Genomic DNA, 16,755 nt, shown 5'->3' on the forward strand with positions numbered 1-16,755 from the left:
TAAATATCTATATTCACATTGTAATTAAAACCAACTAACCAAAATGAGAAAAAATTTATTATTTATTTTTACTTTACTTATAAGCATTTATTCATTCTCACAAATCTCTTTTGAAAAGGGTTATTATATAGATAACTCCAACCAAAAAATTGATTGTTTGATAAAAAATGTCGATTGGAAAAATAATCCTACTGAATTTGAATATAAATTGTCTGATGATTCTGAAACAGAAAAATTGGATATAAATTCCGTTAAAGAATTCTCAATTTTTGAACAGTCAAAATATGTTAGAGCAAAAGTAAATATCGAAAGGTCCATTTCTAATTCCACAAACGCATTGGGCACAAGTGGGGAACCTGTGTTTAACGAAGAAGAACTTTTTTTAAAAGTATTAATTGAAGGGAAATCTAATTTATATTCTTTTTCAGATGGCAACTTAACCAAGTACTTTTTTAATGTTGATGGTTCTACTATTGAACAGCTTATCTTTATTAAATATAAAACGGAGAATAGTGATATTAAATTAAACCAATATTACAAACAGCAATTGTGGCTAAACTTAAAATGTAACGACATCTCAATGGATGATGTCAATAATATTGATTTTAATAAAAATGATTTAATCAACATCTTTGAAAAGTATAATAAATGCAATCAATCTGAATTTGTCAATTATCAATCAAAGGAAAAAGGAGACATGTTTAATCTAAGCCTTAGACCTCGTTTAAACAATTCATCATTAGAAATACAAACATTTTATCCAGCAAGTACACTATACGCTATTGATTTTGGAAATAACCTAAATTTTGGTTTTGGCATTGAGTTAGAGTTAATTTTACCATTTAACAAAAACAAATGGGGGATAACAATTGAACCAACTTATCAAAATTTTAAAAGTGAAAAGAGAAAAAGCCAAACAATTATTGCCAATGTAGATTATAAATCTATTGAAATACCTGTTGGTGTTAGACATTATTTTTTTCTTAATAATAAATCTAAAATCTTCATCAATGGCCTATTTACTATAGATCTTCTCTTTAAATCAAAACTAGAATATAAAAGAGAAAATGGAGTAACAGAAGATTCTCTTCAATTAAGCAATGGAAGCAACCTTGCTTTTGGTATTGGCTGTAAATATTCCAATAAATATATCTTAGAATTAAGACATCAAACAAGCCGAGATATTTTAGAGAACTACGTGAATCGAAAATCAAGTTATAACAATTCGCTATCTATAATATTCGGATATACCATATTCTAAAAGCAATAAACTTATCTAACAAAAATGAAAAAAATAACAATCCTTCTTATTATTCCAATCATTCTTTTAAGCAGCAAACACAATGCTCAAAATAGAGACATCTATCAAATAAAAACCTATTTGATGAATACACAGCAGCAAATGGAAACCACCGAAAGTTTCCTGAAAGATGCTTATTTACCTGCTTTAAAAAGATTGGGGATAAAATCTGTTGGTGTTTTTAAACCAAAAACAATCGATGCTGATTCTATTAAAAAAGTGATGGTTTTGATTCCGTTTTCATCATTGGAACAATTCTCTGGTTTAGATAGCCAATTGTCAAATGACAGCGCTTATTTAACTGCTGGAGCTAATTATTTAAACGCTCCTTATAATCAAAAGCCTTATTTGCGTATTGAATCTACTTTATTACAAGCATTTACAGACCATCCCAATTTAACACCAACTTCTCTTACTGAACCTAGAAAAGATAGAGTTTATGAATTAAGAAGCTATGAAGCTTCCACCGAAGCGATTCTAAAAAATAAAATTGAGATGTTCAATAAAGGTGGCGAAGTCAAACTTTTTGACAGCCTTAAATTCAATGCCGTATTTTATGGAGAAGTCATTTCTGGTAATAAAATGCCAAACCTGATGTATATGACGACTTTCTCAAATCAAGCTAGTCGCGACGACCTTTGGAAAGCTTTCTTTTCGTCTCCAGAATGGAAAGTATTAAGTGCTAAAACTGAATATAAAAACAATGTGTCTAAATCTGAGATTATGTTTTTAACGCCAACCGACTATTCTGATTATTAATTAAATTTCAACCAATAATGAAAAAATTTATAATCATCCTGATTTTAATTTTTGCTTCATCGCTACATGCGCAGCAATATCCAGAAGTGAAAATAGCTGGTTCTGAAGTAAGGAAATTGACTTCTAATATGGTTTCCGGACAAGAATACGAGCTACAAATTATGCTGCCTTCTGGTTATGAAAATAGCACAAAGAAATATCCTGTTATTTATTTAATGGATTCCCAATGGGATTTTACTCTAGCAACCGCCATTTATGGTCAGCAATATTATGATGGTTTTATTCCTGAAGCTATTATTGTTGGTGTTACTTGGGGTGGTGAAAATCCGAATCCGAATATACTTCGTGGGAGAGATTATGTGCCAACAAACGCCTCGGGAGGTGCGGATTTGTTTCTAGATTTTATGAAAACAGAACTTTTCCCTTTTATTGAAACTAATTATAAAGCAGATAACCACCGAACGCTTATGGGTTGCTCTTTAGGAGGATTGTTTACTTTATACACATTATTCACACATACCGATATGTTTACGGGTTACGTAGCAGCGAGTCCTGCCTTGGGCGGGTATTTAAATACTCATGAAAAAGCATTTTCCGAAAAACAATTAACCAAACCTGTAAGTGTTTATATGACGGTTGGTGATGTAGAAAATGGCAAATCTGATTTTGAAGCATTTGCTAATAAAATGAAAAGTAACCAATATAAAAATGTGAGATTACATTCTAAAGTACTGGAGAACACAGGACATTCAGGAACAAAAAGTGAAACCTATTCGCGAGGACTACAATATGTTTTTGAAAGAAATCAATTAAAACTAAGTGATGCTATTTTAAACAAGTATGTGGGAACTTATGAACTAGGAAACGGTAAAGTGGAAATGAAAAATGAAAATAATCAGTTGAAATTATATGCGCAAGGTTCTAGTATGCCACTTTTAGCGAATTCAGAAACACATTTTTATTCAACTTCTCAGTTCTTTAATATTCACTTTAAGGAAACCAATAATACCGTTGAAGGTTTTGATTTAATGACTTATGGTGGGACACAAACTTTAAATAAGGTTAAGCAATAATATATTAATTACCTAATAAACTGGATGCCTGCCTTCGCAGGCATGACAAAACAAAATCACTCAATCAACCCTTTGACCTCATCAAAATTAAGTCCGCCATAATTGCCAGAACTCATTAACAATAAGGCTTTATTATTGAAATCTTGCGAGAACAAAAATCGCTTGAAATCGTCTGGATTGGTATAAATAATTAAATCGTCACGCTCGAAAGCGTTAGCAATTTGCTCGTGGGTGACTTCCTTAAGTTTTTTAATTTCAACGGCATGAGGCGAGTAAAACACCACGGCAACATCGGCAGCATCTAACGTGCCTTTGTATTCTTTCAAAAATTCAGCATTTAAACTGCTGTAGGTATGCAATTCCAAACAAGCTACCAAAGTTCTATGTCTGTATTGTTCTTTTACGGCTTTAGTAGTAGCTTCGACTTTACTTGGTGAATGTGCAAAATCTTTATAAGCAACACCCGTTTTACTTTCAGCGATTTTTTCCAAACGTTTGCTGGCTCCTTTGAAGGTGGCGATGGCTTCATAAAAATCATCTTCATCAATGCCCATGTGTTGGCAAATCCATTTGGCTCCAGCAAGATTGTTTAAATTGTGTTTGCCAAAAACCTCAATCGGCAAAGGCCCTTCGGGAGTTTCTAAAAGTGTTTGTCCGTTTTCAACCGTATAGTTCGGCGTTTTATAAGGTAATTTCCTAATGGCATTGACACTAGCTTCTACCACTCGCTTTACTTCAAGATCTTCTTCGTTATAAGTAATACTGCCTCCACTTACAATGGAATCTACAAAAATGCGAAACTGCTCCACATAATTATCATACGTTGGGAACACATTAATATGATCCCAAGCAATACCGCTTAGCAAGGCGATATTGGGTTTGTACAAATGAAATTTTGGTCGTCTGTCAATTGGAGAACTTAAATATTCATCCCCTTCAAGCACCATAAAGTCGTTTTCCTCTGTCAATTTCACCATCACATCAAAACCTTCCAATTGCGCACCCACCATATAATCTACATCTTTATCGTGATAATGCATCACATGAAGAATCATAGAAGTAATCGTGGTTTTCCCGTGGCTTCCGCCGATAACGACTCGGGTTTTGTTTTTGGATTGTTCGTATAAAAACTCTGGATAACTGTAAATTTTCAAGCCTAATTCTTGGGCTTTTAACAACTCGGGGTTATCGGCTTTGGCATGCATCCCCAACACAATAGCATCAATAGTTGCATTGATTTTTTCAGGAAACCAACCATAGGTTTCTGGCAACAACCCTTTCGCTTGTAATCTGGATTTTGAGGGTTCAAAAATTTCGTCGTCGCTTCCTGTAACTTGATAACCTTTATTATGTAATGCAAGGGCTAAATTGTGCATAGCAGAGCCACCAATAGCTATAAAATGTACGTTCATGTATCTATTTTGAATGACTCAAATATACTTTTTTTGCCACGAATACACGAATGTTTTTTTGATGAAAACGGCTGTTTGATATGAAAAAGCGTTACCTCCCAATAGCTATCGGGAATGGTAACGCCAAAAAATTAAAGTTTTAAAATTTTCTGCTTCTCTTCGTTGAAGGGTTTCATTTTAGGATATTCAGAAATAGCTAAATCAATGTGTTTTAATGCTTCTCTTTTATCCTTTTTAAGCAAATAAATTTGAGCCAAACGGTAGTATGCCCAAGCTTTTGGAACACCATCATTTGGTGAATAGTTTTCAATATAAGTGATTAAACATTGTTCGCCTTTATGCAACTCAATATTATATTCCGCAGCGACCTTACCTATTTGATAGTGAAGTGCATTACGTTTGTGCTTATTTTTAGCTTCTTCTAAATTATTTAGGGCTTTTTCTGGCTGTTTCTGCTTTTCGTAAAACGTTGTCAATTTATCATAACACCACAAAGAGCCACCTTCTTTAATGGCCAATTTATAATATTTTTCAGCCAAATTTGGTTCATTGTCAGTTTCATAAATATAGCCTTTTGCCAAGTAGCCATCAACTTTAGAAAGATTGTAAAGTTCGTCAGCATATTTAAGTGCCTTAGCCTGACTTCCACCTATAATTCCCGGAATTTGCATATAAAATTCAACCAGAGCCCAACGTGTATTGGTATGTTTTGGGTCTAATTCAGCCGCTTTTAAAAAGGCCTCCCTAATATCGCTTACCATGCCTAACGCCTCAATTTTATTTACACCTAAGGCTTTCATACCCATGGCACCACCATATTTATAATGATATTCGGCATTACTTTTTTTGTAATCTACAAGTTGTTTGTAAACAGAAATCGCTTGATCCCATTTTTTTTGATAACCGTAAGCATCTCCCAACAATTCCTTAACCTGCATATCATGCGGATTCGTTTTAAGATAATTATATGCGGTATGCTCTGCTTCGGTATATTGCTTTTTAGCAAGAAGTTTGGTAATGCTGTCTTTTGTCGTTTGGCTAAACGCTAGGGTCGGTAAAAATAAGAGTAGGTATAAATATTTTTTCATGTGCAAACATTTTAGTCATTCGTCGTTTAAATCTTTATCAGATAAATTCATCTTATTAATCAATGCAATTTAACGCTTTAAACCATTATAAATTATTAATAAAATGATAAATTTTAAGATAGCCACTTCACTGTTAAAATAGCTATCTTCACTCATCCAACAATAACTTTGCCACATTTATTGTTTTTTGGAATAACTTTTGAAAGTAACTTGTAGCAAAATTTGAAATATGAAGACTTACACAACTATATTAATGATGATCCTTTTCGCTAATTTTTCGCAAGCACAAACGCCAAATTATGAGAATTTATGGTCCCAAGTAGAAAAATTTGAAATAGATGGTTTGCCAAAATCGGCTTTAAAAATCGTTGAAGACATAGCAAAACAAGCGGCAAAAGATAAAAATGAGCCGCAACTCATAAAAACCATGTTTTACAAAAGCAAATTTGCCTTGGTTTTAGAAGAAGATGCCCAGTTAAAAATCATAAACGATTTTAAGAAACAAATCGACATTAGCGCATTTCCAACAAAAAACATATTAGAAAGTTTGCTCGCCAACATGTACTGGCAATATTTTAACCAAAATCGCTGGCAGTTTTATAATAGAACCAAAACTTCTGAAAAAGTAAATACTGAAGACTTTAGAACTTGGGATTTGCAAACGCTTTTTAATGAAATACATCTACACTATCAAAACTCGTTACAAAACGGATCGATGCTTCAATTGGAGCCTTTAGAAACATATGATGCGATTTTAAATATTCAAAAAGACTCCAAGATTTACCGACCGACTTTATTTGATTTTTTAAATCATGAAGCCTTGGGTTTTTACAAAACCAATGAAACCAACATCACCAAACCCGCTTATAAATTTGAAATTGATAATCCGCAGTTTTTAGGTGATGCTTTCACGCTTTTAAAAATAGAATTAAAGTCTAAAGATAGTACGTCTTTGCAACTACATGCCTTAAAAATTTATCAAGACCTCATTAAATTCCATTTAAAGGATAAAGAACCTTTCGCCTTTGCGGATGTGAATATAGAACGTTTAAAATTCGTTTATGAACATGGCGCTTTTAGTGATAAGGAAACGCTTTTATTGCAAGCACTTACAACTGAAAAAAACAAACTAAAAGAACACGAAGTTTCTGGTTTATACGATTTTGAAATCGCTTCTTTATATTACCAACAAAGTCAACAATATCAACTAAAAACGAACGAAGATAAACGTTGGAAAGCAAAAGACGCCATGGCTATTTGCAATGCCGTGATTGAAAAATTCCCGAAAAGCAAAGCTGCGGAAAAATGTGCCATTTTAAAACAGCAAATCGAGCAACAAGCCTTAGATATTACTACAGAGAATTTTTTACCAATCCAGCAAAATGCGCGTTTATTGGTCCGTTATAAAAATTTAGACACGCTTCAATTTAAAATTTTCAAACTGTCACAAAACCAATTAGAGCAATTCAATAAAGTTTACCAGAAAGAAGAGCAACTGACTTTTATTAAAAAACTAGCGGTTCTTAACCAATGGGAAAGCAAACTTAGAAACGAGCATGATTATCAAAATCATGCCACAGAAATTGCCATACCAAAACTTAACAATGGCACATATCTAATCTTTTCTTCAACAGAAAATGATGCTGAAACATTCGCATTTTCTACCATTCAAGTGACCAATCTGGCATTGGTTGAAACTGAAACCGAAGAACATAAAATCTTTCAAGTTATTGATAGAAATAACGGAAAACCGATGGTGGATGCTGATGTAGAATTGAGTTTTACTGAAAACAACAATAGAAGCACTCAAAAGGAAAATTTTAAAACAAACGTGTTTGGCCAAATCAAAATTGAGAAAACCAAAGACCGTTATAGAAACCTGAATGCAAAAGTTAAGTATGGCAGCGATACCGCTTATTTTGGAGATTATTATATCAATCAATATTATAAAAAAGAAAAACAAGATAGTGAGTATAAAGCCTTTTTGTTTACCGACAGAAGTATTTATCGCCCTGGACAAACGGTTTATTTTAAAGCTATTGCTATTAAAACAAATCCGAATACTGGGAAATCTGAAGTGGTAGCAAATGAACCTGTGTATGCTACGCTATATGATGTGAACGATGACGAAATTGGAGAACTTGAATTTAAAACTAATGAATTTGGTTCCGTTTCTGGTGAATTTATATTACCAAATTCAGGATTAAATGGTGAATATTACATCGAGTTTGATGGTGATGAAGAGGATTTTTTCTTAGAACATTATTTTTCCGTTGAAGAATACAAACGTCCGAAGTTTGAAACCAAATTCAATCCTGTTACTGAAACCTATAAAATCAACGATTCCGTAACCGTAAAAGGAACTGCTTTGGCTTATGCAGGCAGCAACATTACCGATGCCAAAGTGGTGTACCGTGTACATAGAAAAGTGGAATATCCACGTTGGTATTTTTGGTCAAGACCTTGGTTTAATAGCGAACCACAAGAAATCGCGCATGGCGAAAGCACCACCAATGAAAAAGGTGAATTTGAAATCACCTTTAAAGCCATCCCTGACACAAGTGTGGATAAAACCAGTTTGCCCATTTTTAATTATGAAATTACGGCAGATGTCACCGATTTAAATGGTGAAACCCGAAGTGCCACAACCATTGTAAATGTTGGTTACCATGCGTTGGTAGCAACAATGTCCATTGCAGATAAATTAGATAAAAACGAAAAAGACCAAAAAATAAACATCGACACCAAAAACCTAAATGGCGAATTCGTGCCTGCAACAGGCCTTATTAAAATATATAAATTACAAGCACCAAAGTCCGTTTTAAGAACCAGACCTTGGGCGGCTCCAGATTATCAGGATTTTTCAGAAGAAGCTTTTAAAAATCTTTTTCCGCACGATGCTTATAAAGATGAACATGACTCAAATAATTGGGAAAAAGGCGATTTGGTTTTTGAAAAATCCTTTGACACCAAAACATCTAAGGAACTTGAATTAGGAAACCTCAAAAAATGGGAATCAGGGCAATATATTATCACTTTGGAAAGTAAAGATAAATTTGACCAGTTGGTTAAAGATGAAATCAAAACCACATTATATAGTGATGATGATAAAACATTGGCGGACAATCAATTATTGAGCGTTACTACGAATAAACCGACTTATAAAGTTGGTGAAACCGCTTTGGTGACGTTTGCTTCTGCTGCTGAAGATTTAAAAATTACAGTTTCTATTGAAAAAAATCATAAGATTGTTCAAACTCAAATCATTTCATTAAACAATAATAAAAAAACGATTTCCATTCCTATTAATTCAGAAGATGTCGGAGGATTTGTCATTAATTACAGTTTCGCTGCTTTTAATGGTTTTCAATCAGGTGCAGTAGGCATTATGGTTCCTTATCCAAAAACGGATTTAGATATTGAAACCACCACATTCCGTGACAAACTACAACCTGGAACCGACGAAACTTGGAGTTTTAAAATTAAAGGCCCAGAAGGCGACAAAGTATCTGCGGAATTATTGGCAAGTATGTATGATGCGTCTTTAGACCAGTTTAAACCACATACTTGGGATTTTAATCCTATTGATAAACCTTCTTACTACGCTTACAACCGTGGCAATGCCTACCAAAGTTTTGGAACAAAAAATTTCAGGGTTTATAATAAACCGTATCTAATTTCAAACTATCCGCAACAATATTATGACCAATTGAATTGGTTTGGTTTTAGCTTTAATTTCAATAAGAGACAGTACGATAATTATATTAAATCTTTACGATTAAAAAGTGAGTCGAAATATGATGATTCCATAAAAAAAGGTTTTGTGTCTGGAACTGTTTTTGATGAAAGCGGAACACCTATACCAGGGGTTACTGTTATCGTAAAAGGAACTTCAACAGGAACAACTACAGATTTTGATGGCAATTTTTCATTACAAGCCAATTCTAAAGACCAATTAGTATTCAGCTACATTGGCTATATTTCTAGGGAAATTAATATAGCTAATAACAATAGTTTAAGTATTTCTTTAGCTGAAGATAGTTCTCATCTGGATGAAGTTGTTGTTATGGGCTATGGAAAAATGAGAAAAGCATCAGTAACTGGAGCTGTTGTTTCCGTTGAAGCAGAAGACATTTCATTTGCTTTAGAAGGAAAAGTTGCAGGTATTGGTATTGAAATTACTAAAGACTCTACAGGTGGTAAAAATTCAATCCAAAAACCAAACTTCGATGCCGTTCAAATTCGAAAAAACCTGCAAGAAACAGTATTTTTCTTTCCGCAGTTACAAACGGATAAAGATGGGAATGTGAGTTTCAGTTTCACCACACCAGAAGCCTTAACCCAATGGAAATTACAATTATTAGCGCATACCAAAACCTTGGAAAGTACGACCAAAACATTAACAACCGTTACCCAAAAAGAATTGATGGTGATTCCCAATGCACCTCGTTTTTTACGCCAAGGTGACCAAATAAGCATCAGCACCAAAATCGCCAACTTAACAGACAAACAACTATCTGGACAAGCCGTTTTAGTTTTAACAGATGCTGTTACGGGAAAAGAGGTGGATTCAAAACTTGGAAATTCAGATAGCAATAAACCTTTTATGGTGGATGTTAAAGGAAACACACAAGTCACTTGGAATTTAACAATTCCAGATGATGTTGATGCCGTTCAATACAAAATCATAGCGAAATCGGATGCATTTAGCGATGGCGAACAAAATGCACTTCCAGTTTTAAGTAACCGCATGTTAGTTACTGAAACGTTGCCGATGTGGATTCGCAGTAACGAAACCAAAACGTTTACATTAGACAAGCTAAAAACTAATACTTCAACAACACTAAAAAACCATAAATTAACTTTGGAAATCACGTCCAATCCAGCGTGGTATGCGGTGCAAGCCTTGCCTTATTTAATGGAATATCCGTACGATTGTAACGAGCAAACCTTCTCGCGTTATTATGCGAATGCTTTGGCGAGTCATATTGCGAATTCAAACCCAAGAATTCAGGAAGTTTTTAATCAATGGGCGTCTCAAGATGTACTGATGAGTAATCTTGAAAAGAATGAGGAATTAAAATCCATTCTCATCCAAGAAACACCTTGGTTACGTGATGCCCAAAGTGAAATCGAACAGAAAAAACGCATCGCTTTATTATTCGATTTGAATAAAATGACTAACGAATTGCAATCTGCTATGCGTAAATTGGAGAACAATCAACTATCTAATGGCGCATGGGCGTGGTTTAATGGCGGACGAGAAAACAGATACATCACGCAACATATTATTACCGGTTTTGGACATTTGAATAAACTTGGTGTGACTGCTACTGAAAACGCAAAAATGCTTGAAAAAGCCATCAACTATTTAGATGCCGAATTTGTAAAAGAATATAAAGACATCAGGAAGTATGATGCTAAAGTCGATTTAAGTAAAGATCATTTAAGTCACACCCAATTGCATTATCTATACATGCGAAGCTTCTTTCCTGACGTTAAAAAATCGAAAGAAGTTGAAGATATTACCAAATATTACCAAACGCAAATCCAAAAATATTGGTTACCTCGTTCCTTGTATTCCAAAGGATTGATGGCGTTGATTTCAGAACGATTGAATGACAAATCAACGTCCGCTAAAATTTTAAAATCATTGAAAGAAACCAGTATTACTTCAGAAGAATTGGGGATGTATTGGAAAGAAAACACCGCTTCTTGGTATTGGTATCAAGCACCTATTGAAACGCAAGCGTTGCTAATTGAAGCATTTGCGGAAATTGAAAAAGACAATAAAACCATTGATAATCTAAAAATCTGGTTGCTAAAAAATAAACAAACCAATCAGTGGAACACCACCAAAGCAACGACCGAAGCCGTTTATGCCTTGTTGCTTCAAGGTAACAATTGGCTTTCTTTAACCGATGCGATTGACGTGGTTTTAGGCGGACAAAAAATAGAACCTTCAAAACTCGAAAATGTCAAAGTTGAAGCTGGAACAGGGTATTATAAAACATCTTGGAATTCTTCTGAAATTAAACCAGAAATGGCTGAAGTTTCGCTTACCAAAAAAGGAGAAGGCATTGCTTGGGGCGGTTTATATTGGCAATATTTTGAGGATTTAGATAAGATTACCTCATCTGAAACACCACTTAAATTAAAGAAAAAGCTGTTCCTTAAAAAGAATACGGATATGGGCGAGCAGATTTCTGAAATTAATGAAAATACTCATTTAAAAGTCGGTGATTTGGTTCGTATTCGCATTGAATTACAAAGCGACAGACCTATGGAATTTGTCCACATGAAAGACATGCGCGCCGCTGGATTAGAACCTGTAAACGTCATGTCCCAATACAAATGGCAAGACGGATTGGGCTATTATGAAAGCACCAAAGATGCATCGACAAACTTCTTTTTCGATTATTTACCAAAAGGTATTTTTGTATTTGAATACGATTTACGAGTCAATAATGCTGGGAATATGAGCAATGGTATCACCACCATTCAAAGTATGTATGCGCCAGAATTTAGTAGCCATAGTGAGGGTGTACGGTTGTTGGTTAAATAGATTTTTTAAAAGAGGCTTAAAAGCCTCTTTTTTTTATGATTAACTTTGCTTTAATATAATAGCTACAATTGAATAATGAACATAAAAGTAACGGACAAAATAGACCAAGAATCTTATGACAAAATTGTTGAATTACTGATTGACTACAATTCAAGTAAAACACAACAACACGTAAATGAGATTAATAAACCGATTGAAATAATTGCTCGAAACACCAAAAATGAAATAATAGGTGGACTTTATGGACGTTCTCTTTGGGGAACATTAGAAATAAAAACTCTTGTTGTTAAAGCAGAAAACAGAAATGAGGGAATCGGACAAAAATTAATAAACGAAGCGGAAAAAGAAGCAAAGAAACGGAATTGTAGATTCATTAGTTTAGATACATTTTCATTCCAAGCACCAAATTTTTATGAAAAATGCGGATTTGTAAAAATTGGTACGGAAACCGACTTCCCTAAAGGATTTGAAAAATATTATTATCGCAAAAAAATATAAAAGACTCCTACCAACACCATTAAAGAATTGCTAAACCAAAGTTAAAAAAACCATTGCAAAAAAACCACCTCCATATCTTTTTACTACTAGCGCTACTAGCGCTACAAATCTCCTGCGCTTCAAAAAAAAACATAGCGGTAAAGGAAACAGTCATCGAAGCACTACCGCCAAAACTCATTTTTTTAAATTATACTATTTCTCAAGATGCTAAAGGCAACAAACAAATTCAGTTTATAAACAAAATCATCACCGACGGTAAACTTAAAAATAACACCGAAACATATCTTAAAACGGGTGCTGTGGGCGACTTAAAATGCAGTCAACTCGATAAAGATTCCACAGAAATTAAAACCGTTATTATACAAAACCCTTTATCGAAAATAATTGAATACGTTAATGATTCCCTTATCTTTGAAAGCAAAAAAATAGAACTAAAAAGCGCGCCGCTGTCGTTAAGGTTAGCTTTGCATGACAAAACGAAGTACATCACCATTAGCCACATCATAGATTCGTTGCAAAATAGTCGACCATTAATTACCACCGAATTGGATTGAAAATGAAACATATTTTACCCATCGTTTTATTTTTTAGTTTACAATGTATACACGCTCAAGTATTTGAAGTGGAAACCATTAAAAATTTTAATGGCGATGAGAAACGTATCAATCTGGTTATTTTAAGTGAAGGTTATCAAGCTAGTGAATTAGAACAATTTAAAACCGATGCTATTAATTTCACCAATGCCATGTTCAACCAATCACCTTTTAAAGAATACGCCAATTATTTTAATGTCCATATTATAAAAGTACCATCCAATGAAAGTGGCGCCGATCATCCGGGAACGGCGACAAATGTTACGGAACCAGCATCTCCTATTCGAAATGTAGATACCTATTTCAATGCCACCTACGATTCTTTTGGAAACCATAGATTAATATATTATGAAATTGATGGTTTCAGTGCCAATAATACGCAAGCCAAAATAATGAATGTGTTGGCAACAAATTTCCCAACATACGACCAAGCAATGATTTTGGTTAATTCCTCTGAATACGGTGGAAGTGGTGGTTTATTCCCAATGACTTACACTGGTTTTTGGGGGCCAAGAGTTATGATACATGAATTGGGACATTCCTTATTTAATTTGAAAGATGAATATTATGCCGGTGATATTTTAGCTGCCGAAGCCATCAACATGACCCAAGATGATAATCCGAGTACCGTTAAATGGAAAAATTGGTTAGGGAGCAATAATGTGGGCATTTATCAATATACCTGCGTAACTGGCAATTGTGCCGATTGGTATAAACCACACCAAAACTGTATCATGGAAAGTATCGAAAAACCCTTTTGCTCGGTTTGTAAAGAAGGTATGGTTGAAAAAATTCATAGTTTGGTTTCTCCAATTGATTCATACACGCCTATTTCAAATTCTATAAACAATCCAACGTTCCCTATTGATTTTCAATTGGATTTAATACATCCCATTCCGAATACATTAGAAAGTACATGGACACTAAATACCGTTGAATTTGCCACTAATGTAGATGCAATTTCACTTTTAGATACGGACTTAAATACGGGAATGAACACATTAACCGTTGCCGTAACCGATGCTACAGTACTTTTAAGAGTTGATAATCACGAGTCGTTTCATGTTTCAACGGTTACTTGGAGTATTGATAATTCTTCTTTAGGTATTGATGATATTACCAGTGAAACTAATGATTTTAGTATTTCTTTATACCCAAATCCGTCTAACGATGTCATTACCATCAAAGTTGAAAATACATTAAATACCGATTTAAAAGTTGATTTAATAAGTCTGGAAGGCAAAAAAATAAAAACAATTATTATATCAAATTACGAAACTCAAAATATTGACATTAGTTATTTGAGCCAAGGTATTTACATTGCAAATTTCTACGCCAACAATGTGTTGATTGCCTATAAAAAAGTGGTTAAAAACTAACTCGGAGGCATCGTCGGCCTCACTTCAATTTTACTTGGTAAGGTTCTTGGATTCATTTTAATTAAATCTACTACCAATTCGCCAATATCTTCTTTTTGGATTTTCCAAGTGTCATTCTCATTTGGCGTATGTCCGTTAAAGTGTGTCGCCACAGAGCCCGGCATAATGGTGCTGACTTTAATATCATATTTACGTAAATCGAGCATCACAGCTTGCGTGAATCCTGTAACGCCAAATTTACTGGCATTATAAGCAGAGCCTTTGGCAAAGAAATTGGTGCCAGCCAAACTTGAAATACTTATAAAATATCCCTTAGAATTTTTTAAGGCCTCTACACTCGATTTTATAGAATAAAACACGCCTGTAAGATTGGTATCTATGGTTTCATGCCATTGCTCTAGTGTCATATCTTCAATGCTAACAAAATGTGCCAAACCTGCATTGGCAACCACGATATCGAGCTGATTAAAGTGCTTTAAAACTGTTTTAACAGCATGTTGATGACTCTCAAAATCTTTAACATCTGCTTCAATACCAATGGCTTTTGCGCCAGTGGTTGAATTGGAATTAAGTTGTTTGGCTACTTCTTCCGCAGATGATACGCTTCTACTGGTGATGGCTACATGAACGCCTTCTTTCATTAAAGATTCTGCTACTCCGTAACCTATGCCTTTAGTACCGCCTGTTATAAGAGCGACTTTATTTTGTATTGAATTCATTATATGTCGTTTTTATTTTGGCAATCGCTTTAATAAATAAGCTAATTGACCCATGTGATTGGCTTGATGTTCCATAACATGAAACCAAGCCCAATGATTATTCATTTGTCCATTTTTATTAGAAAACCATGCATCATCTTTTTCTTTTAAAAGTTCCTTCGTTTTTGAACGAACTTCATCATAAATATCTAAATAATATTTAATAGGTTTTCCTTTTAATTCTTCTCGTCCCTTGTCACCTAAACTTAAAGCCGTCATCCATTTTTTTTCTTCTTCTTCATTAAATTCTCTATTCTCAAATGTATATAATTGATAGTATGCTTCGGTTGCAGCCAAATGATAAATTATAGCTCCAGCGCTGTTGGCATCGTCATCAATTAAATAATCGGTTTGTTCTTGATTAAGATTTACAACTAGTCTTTCAACACGAGACTTTAAATCATCTAGCATGGATACCATATTTCCAATATCATTAGTATAATCTTTGGATGGTTTAATGTCGTATTGAGCGTTTAAAGTAAGACTAATTAAGGCCAGAGCTAGGATACATATTTTGCTTTTCATTTTAAAATTGATTAGTTTCTACTAAAATACATAAAAATCGAGGTTATAAGACGATTAACATAGACTTAACTCTATTTAAAAATTTAAAGTTTTGGCGGATATTGTGCCAATACTTTTTCAGTGACTGCTTGTAATTGTGCTTCACGTTTTTCTGGTGTTGCATTTGGTGTAAAAACAGATTCACTTACGGCTTGCCAAAAAAGACCTTTGCCTTTTTCATCAACAAAATCAATGGTAATTTGACGATTCACATTCGCTTGACCAATCGGCAATCCAATGGAAATACCACCACCCATGTTACCACCTCCGCCACCTAATCCAACGCCCACATTATTGCGTTGCACTTCTTTATATTCACTGCTTTTTATATCAATCAAAAAATCGGGGTTTTCAGAAATCGTAAATCCTTTTTCTTTCATTTTTAAATCAATGGCATCCAAAAGGCGTTTGGTGTCCAATTGACTCAAACCCGTTTCCATATCGCCATAATATTCATAGGTTTTGTATTTGGTAAAATCTGTACCTTTTTCGTAGTCGTAATTCACACGAATAGGAGCACAAGACATGATAAGTAGCGCTATTCCAATTAATAAGTATCGTTTCATTTGTAGATTTTTATTTTTTTTAAATGGTCATATGTTATCCCATGAAGAAAATTTTCATTGGAATTTGTGATTGTTAGATCTTGGGGATTTCATTTGGAGTAATTTTTCATTAAAGTTAATGAAAATTTATTCCATGAACATATAGCTATTGATTAAATGTTTTGAAGTGTATTTTAATATCCGTACATTTATTAACTATA

Annotated in this window: 12 protein-coding genes; 7 read left to right on the top strand and 5 right to left on the bottom strand. The window is 33.9% G+C overall.

The genetic code is table 11. From position 1 onward, the window contains the following. Positions 1-43: 43 nt before the first annotated feature. Genes CDH50_RS04115 through CDH50_RS04125 form a run of 3 tightly spaced genes read left to right on the top strand, consistent with a single transcriptional unit; the run spans position 44 to position 3,132 of the window. Positions 44-1,261 (top strand): porin family protein, encoded by a 1,218-nt coding sequence (locus tag CDH50_RS04115; RefSeq protein WP_100610654.1) that lies wholly within the window; start codon positions 44-46, stop codon positions 1,259-1,261. A 24-nt stretch (positions 1,262-1,285) separates the two neighbouring features. Beyond that, positions 1,286-2,059: an NIPSNAP family protein gene (locus CDH50_RS04120; RefSeq protein WP_100610655.1), complete on the top strand. Its 774-nt coding sequence runs from the start codon at positions 1,286-1,288 to the stop codon at positions 2,057-2,059. Between the two features lie 17 nt (positions 2,060-2,076). Then, entirely contained in the window at positions 2,077-3,132 is a 1,056-nt protein-coding gene (locus CDH50_RS04125; protein WP_100610656.1) for an alpha/beta hydrolase, read from the top strand. A gap of 56 nt (positions 3,133-3,188) precedes the next feature. Here the strand turns inward: CDH50_RS04125 and CDH50_RS04130 are convergent, their stop codons facing one another. After that, entirely contained in the window at positions 3,189-4,544 is a 1,356-nt protein-coding gene (locus tag CDH50_RS04130) for a UDP-N-acetylmuramate--L-alanine ligase (RefSeq protein ID WP_100610657.1), read from the bottom strand. Positions 4,545-4,675: 131 nt separating this feature from the next. Further along, the gene (locus tag CDH50_RS04135; RefSeq protein ID WP_100610658.1) at positions 4,676-5,632 is read right to left on the bottom strand and encodes a tetratricopeptide repeat protein; all 957 of its coding nucleotides are present in this window, start codon (positions 5,630-5,632) and stop codon (positions 4,676-4,678) included. A 229-nt stretch (positions 5,633-5,861) separates the two neighbouring features. Here CDH50_RS04135 and CDH50_RS04140 point away from each other — a divergent pair, with 229 nt between their 5' ends. The 4 genes from CDH50_RS04140 (at position 5,862) to CDH50_RS04155 (ending at position 14,667) form a co-directional block, all read left to right on the top strand. Then, a complete protein-coding gene (locus CDH50_RS04140) occupies positions 5,862-12,197 on the top strand; it encodes an alpha-2-macroglobulin family protein (protein ID WP_232731954.1) in 6,336 nt (2,111 codons plus the stop codon). A gap of 75 nt (positions 12,198-12,272) precedes the next feature. After that, on the top strand, positions 12,273-12,695 hold the full coding sequence (locus CDH50_RS04145) for a GNAT family N-acetyltransferase (RefSeq protein WP_100610660.1): 423 nt from the start codon (positions 12,273-12,275) through the stop codon (positions 12,693-12,695). 53 nt (positions 12,696-12,748) lie between these two features. After that, positions 12,749-13,249, top strand: a complete 501-nt coding sequence (locus CDH50_RS04150) for a hypothetical protein (protein ID WP_100610661.1) — start codon at positions 12,749-12,751, stop codon at positions 13,247-13,249. Positions 13,250-13,251: 2 nt separating this feature from the next. Beyond that, positions 13,252-14,667: a T9SS type A sorting domain-containing protein gene (locus tag CDH50_RS04155; RefSeq protein WP_100610662.1), complete on the top strand. Its 1,416-nt coding sequence runs from the start codon at positions 13,252-13,254 to the stop codon at positions 14,665-14,667. Here CDH50_RS04155 and CDH50_RS04160 read toward each other — a convergent pair. The 3 genes from CDH50_RS04160 to CDH50_RS04170 form a co-directional block, all read right to left on the bottom strand. Next, positions 14,664-15,386: an SDR family oxidoreductase gene (locus CDH50_RS04160; RefSeq protein WP_198513430.1), complete on the bottom strand. Its 723-nt coding sequence runs from the start codon at positions 15,384-15,386 to the stop codon at positions 14,664-14,666. The genes CDH50_RS04155 and CDH50_RS04160 overlap by 4 nt on opposite strands. 12 nt (positions 15,387-15,398) lie before the next feature. Next, entirely contained in the window at positions 15,399-15,950 is a 552-nt protein-coding gene (locus CDH50_RS04165; protein ID WP_100610663.1) for a DinB family protein, read from the bottom strand. An 83-nt stretch (positions 15,951-16,033) separates the two neighbouring features. After that, positions 16,034-16,555, bottom strand: a complete 522-nt coding sequence (locus CDH50_RS04170) for a DUF4136 domain-containing protein (protein ID WP_100610664.1) — start codon at positions 16,553-16,555, stop codon at positions 16,034-16,036. Between the last annotated feature and the right edge of the window lie 200 nt (positions 16,556-16,755).

The sequence above is a fragment of the Confluentibacter lentus genome (genome assembly GCF_002806995.1).
In the GTDB taxonomy this organism is placed as follows: Bacteria; Bacteroidota; Bacteroidia; order Flavobacteriales; family Flavobacteriaceae; genus Confluentibacter; species Confluentibacter lentus.

Excerpts from the sequence above, each read along its gene's own strand:
- CDH50_RS04115 (WP_100610654.1), top strand. The coding sequence starts at position 44 with ATGAGAAAAAATTTATTATTTATTTTTACTTTACTTATAAGCATTTAT.
- CDH50_RS04120 (WP_100610655.1), top strand. The coding sequence starts at position 1,286 with ATGAAAAAAATAACAATCCTTCTTATTATTCCAATCATTCTTTTAAGC.
- CDH50_RS04125 (WP_100610656.1), top strand. The coding sequence starts at position 2,077 with ATGAAAAAATTTATAATCATCCTGATTTTAATTTTTGCTTCATCGCTA.
- CDH50_RS04130 (WP_100610657.1), bottom strand. The coding sequence starts at position 4,544 with ATGAACGTACATTTTATAGCTATTGGTGGCTCTGCTATGCACAATTTA.
- CDH50_RS04135 (WP_100610658.1), bottom strand. The coding sequence starts at position 5,632 with ATGAAAAAATATTTATACCTACTCTTATTTTTACCGACCCTAGCGTTT.
- CDH50_RS04140 (WP_232731954.1), top strand. The coding sequence starts at position 5,862 with ATGAAGACTTACACAACTATATTAATGATGATCCTTTTCGCTAATTTT.
- CDH50_RS04145 (WP_100610660.1), top strand. The coding sequence starts at position 12,273 with ATGAACATAAAAGTAACGGACAAAATAGACCAAGAATCTTATGACAAA.
- CDH50_RS04155 (WP_100610662.1), top strand. The coding sequence starts at position 13,252 with ATGAAACATATTTTACCCATCGTTTTATTTTTTAGTTTACAATGTATA.
- CDH50_RS04160 (WP_198513430.1), bottom strand. The coding sequence starts at position 15,386 with ATGAATTCAATACAAAATAAAGTCGCTCTTATAACAGGCGGTACTAAA.
- CDH50_RS04165 (WP_100610663.1), bottom strand. The coding sequence starts at position 15,950 with ATGAAAAGCAAAATATGTATCCTAGCTCTGGCCTTAATTAGTCTTACT.
- CDH50_RS04170 (WP_100610664.1), bottom strand. The coding sequence starts at position 16,555 with ATGAAACGATACTTATTAATTGGAATAGCGCTACTTATCATGTCTTGT.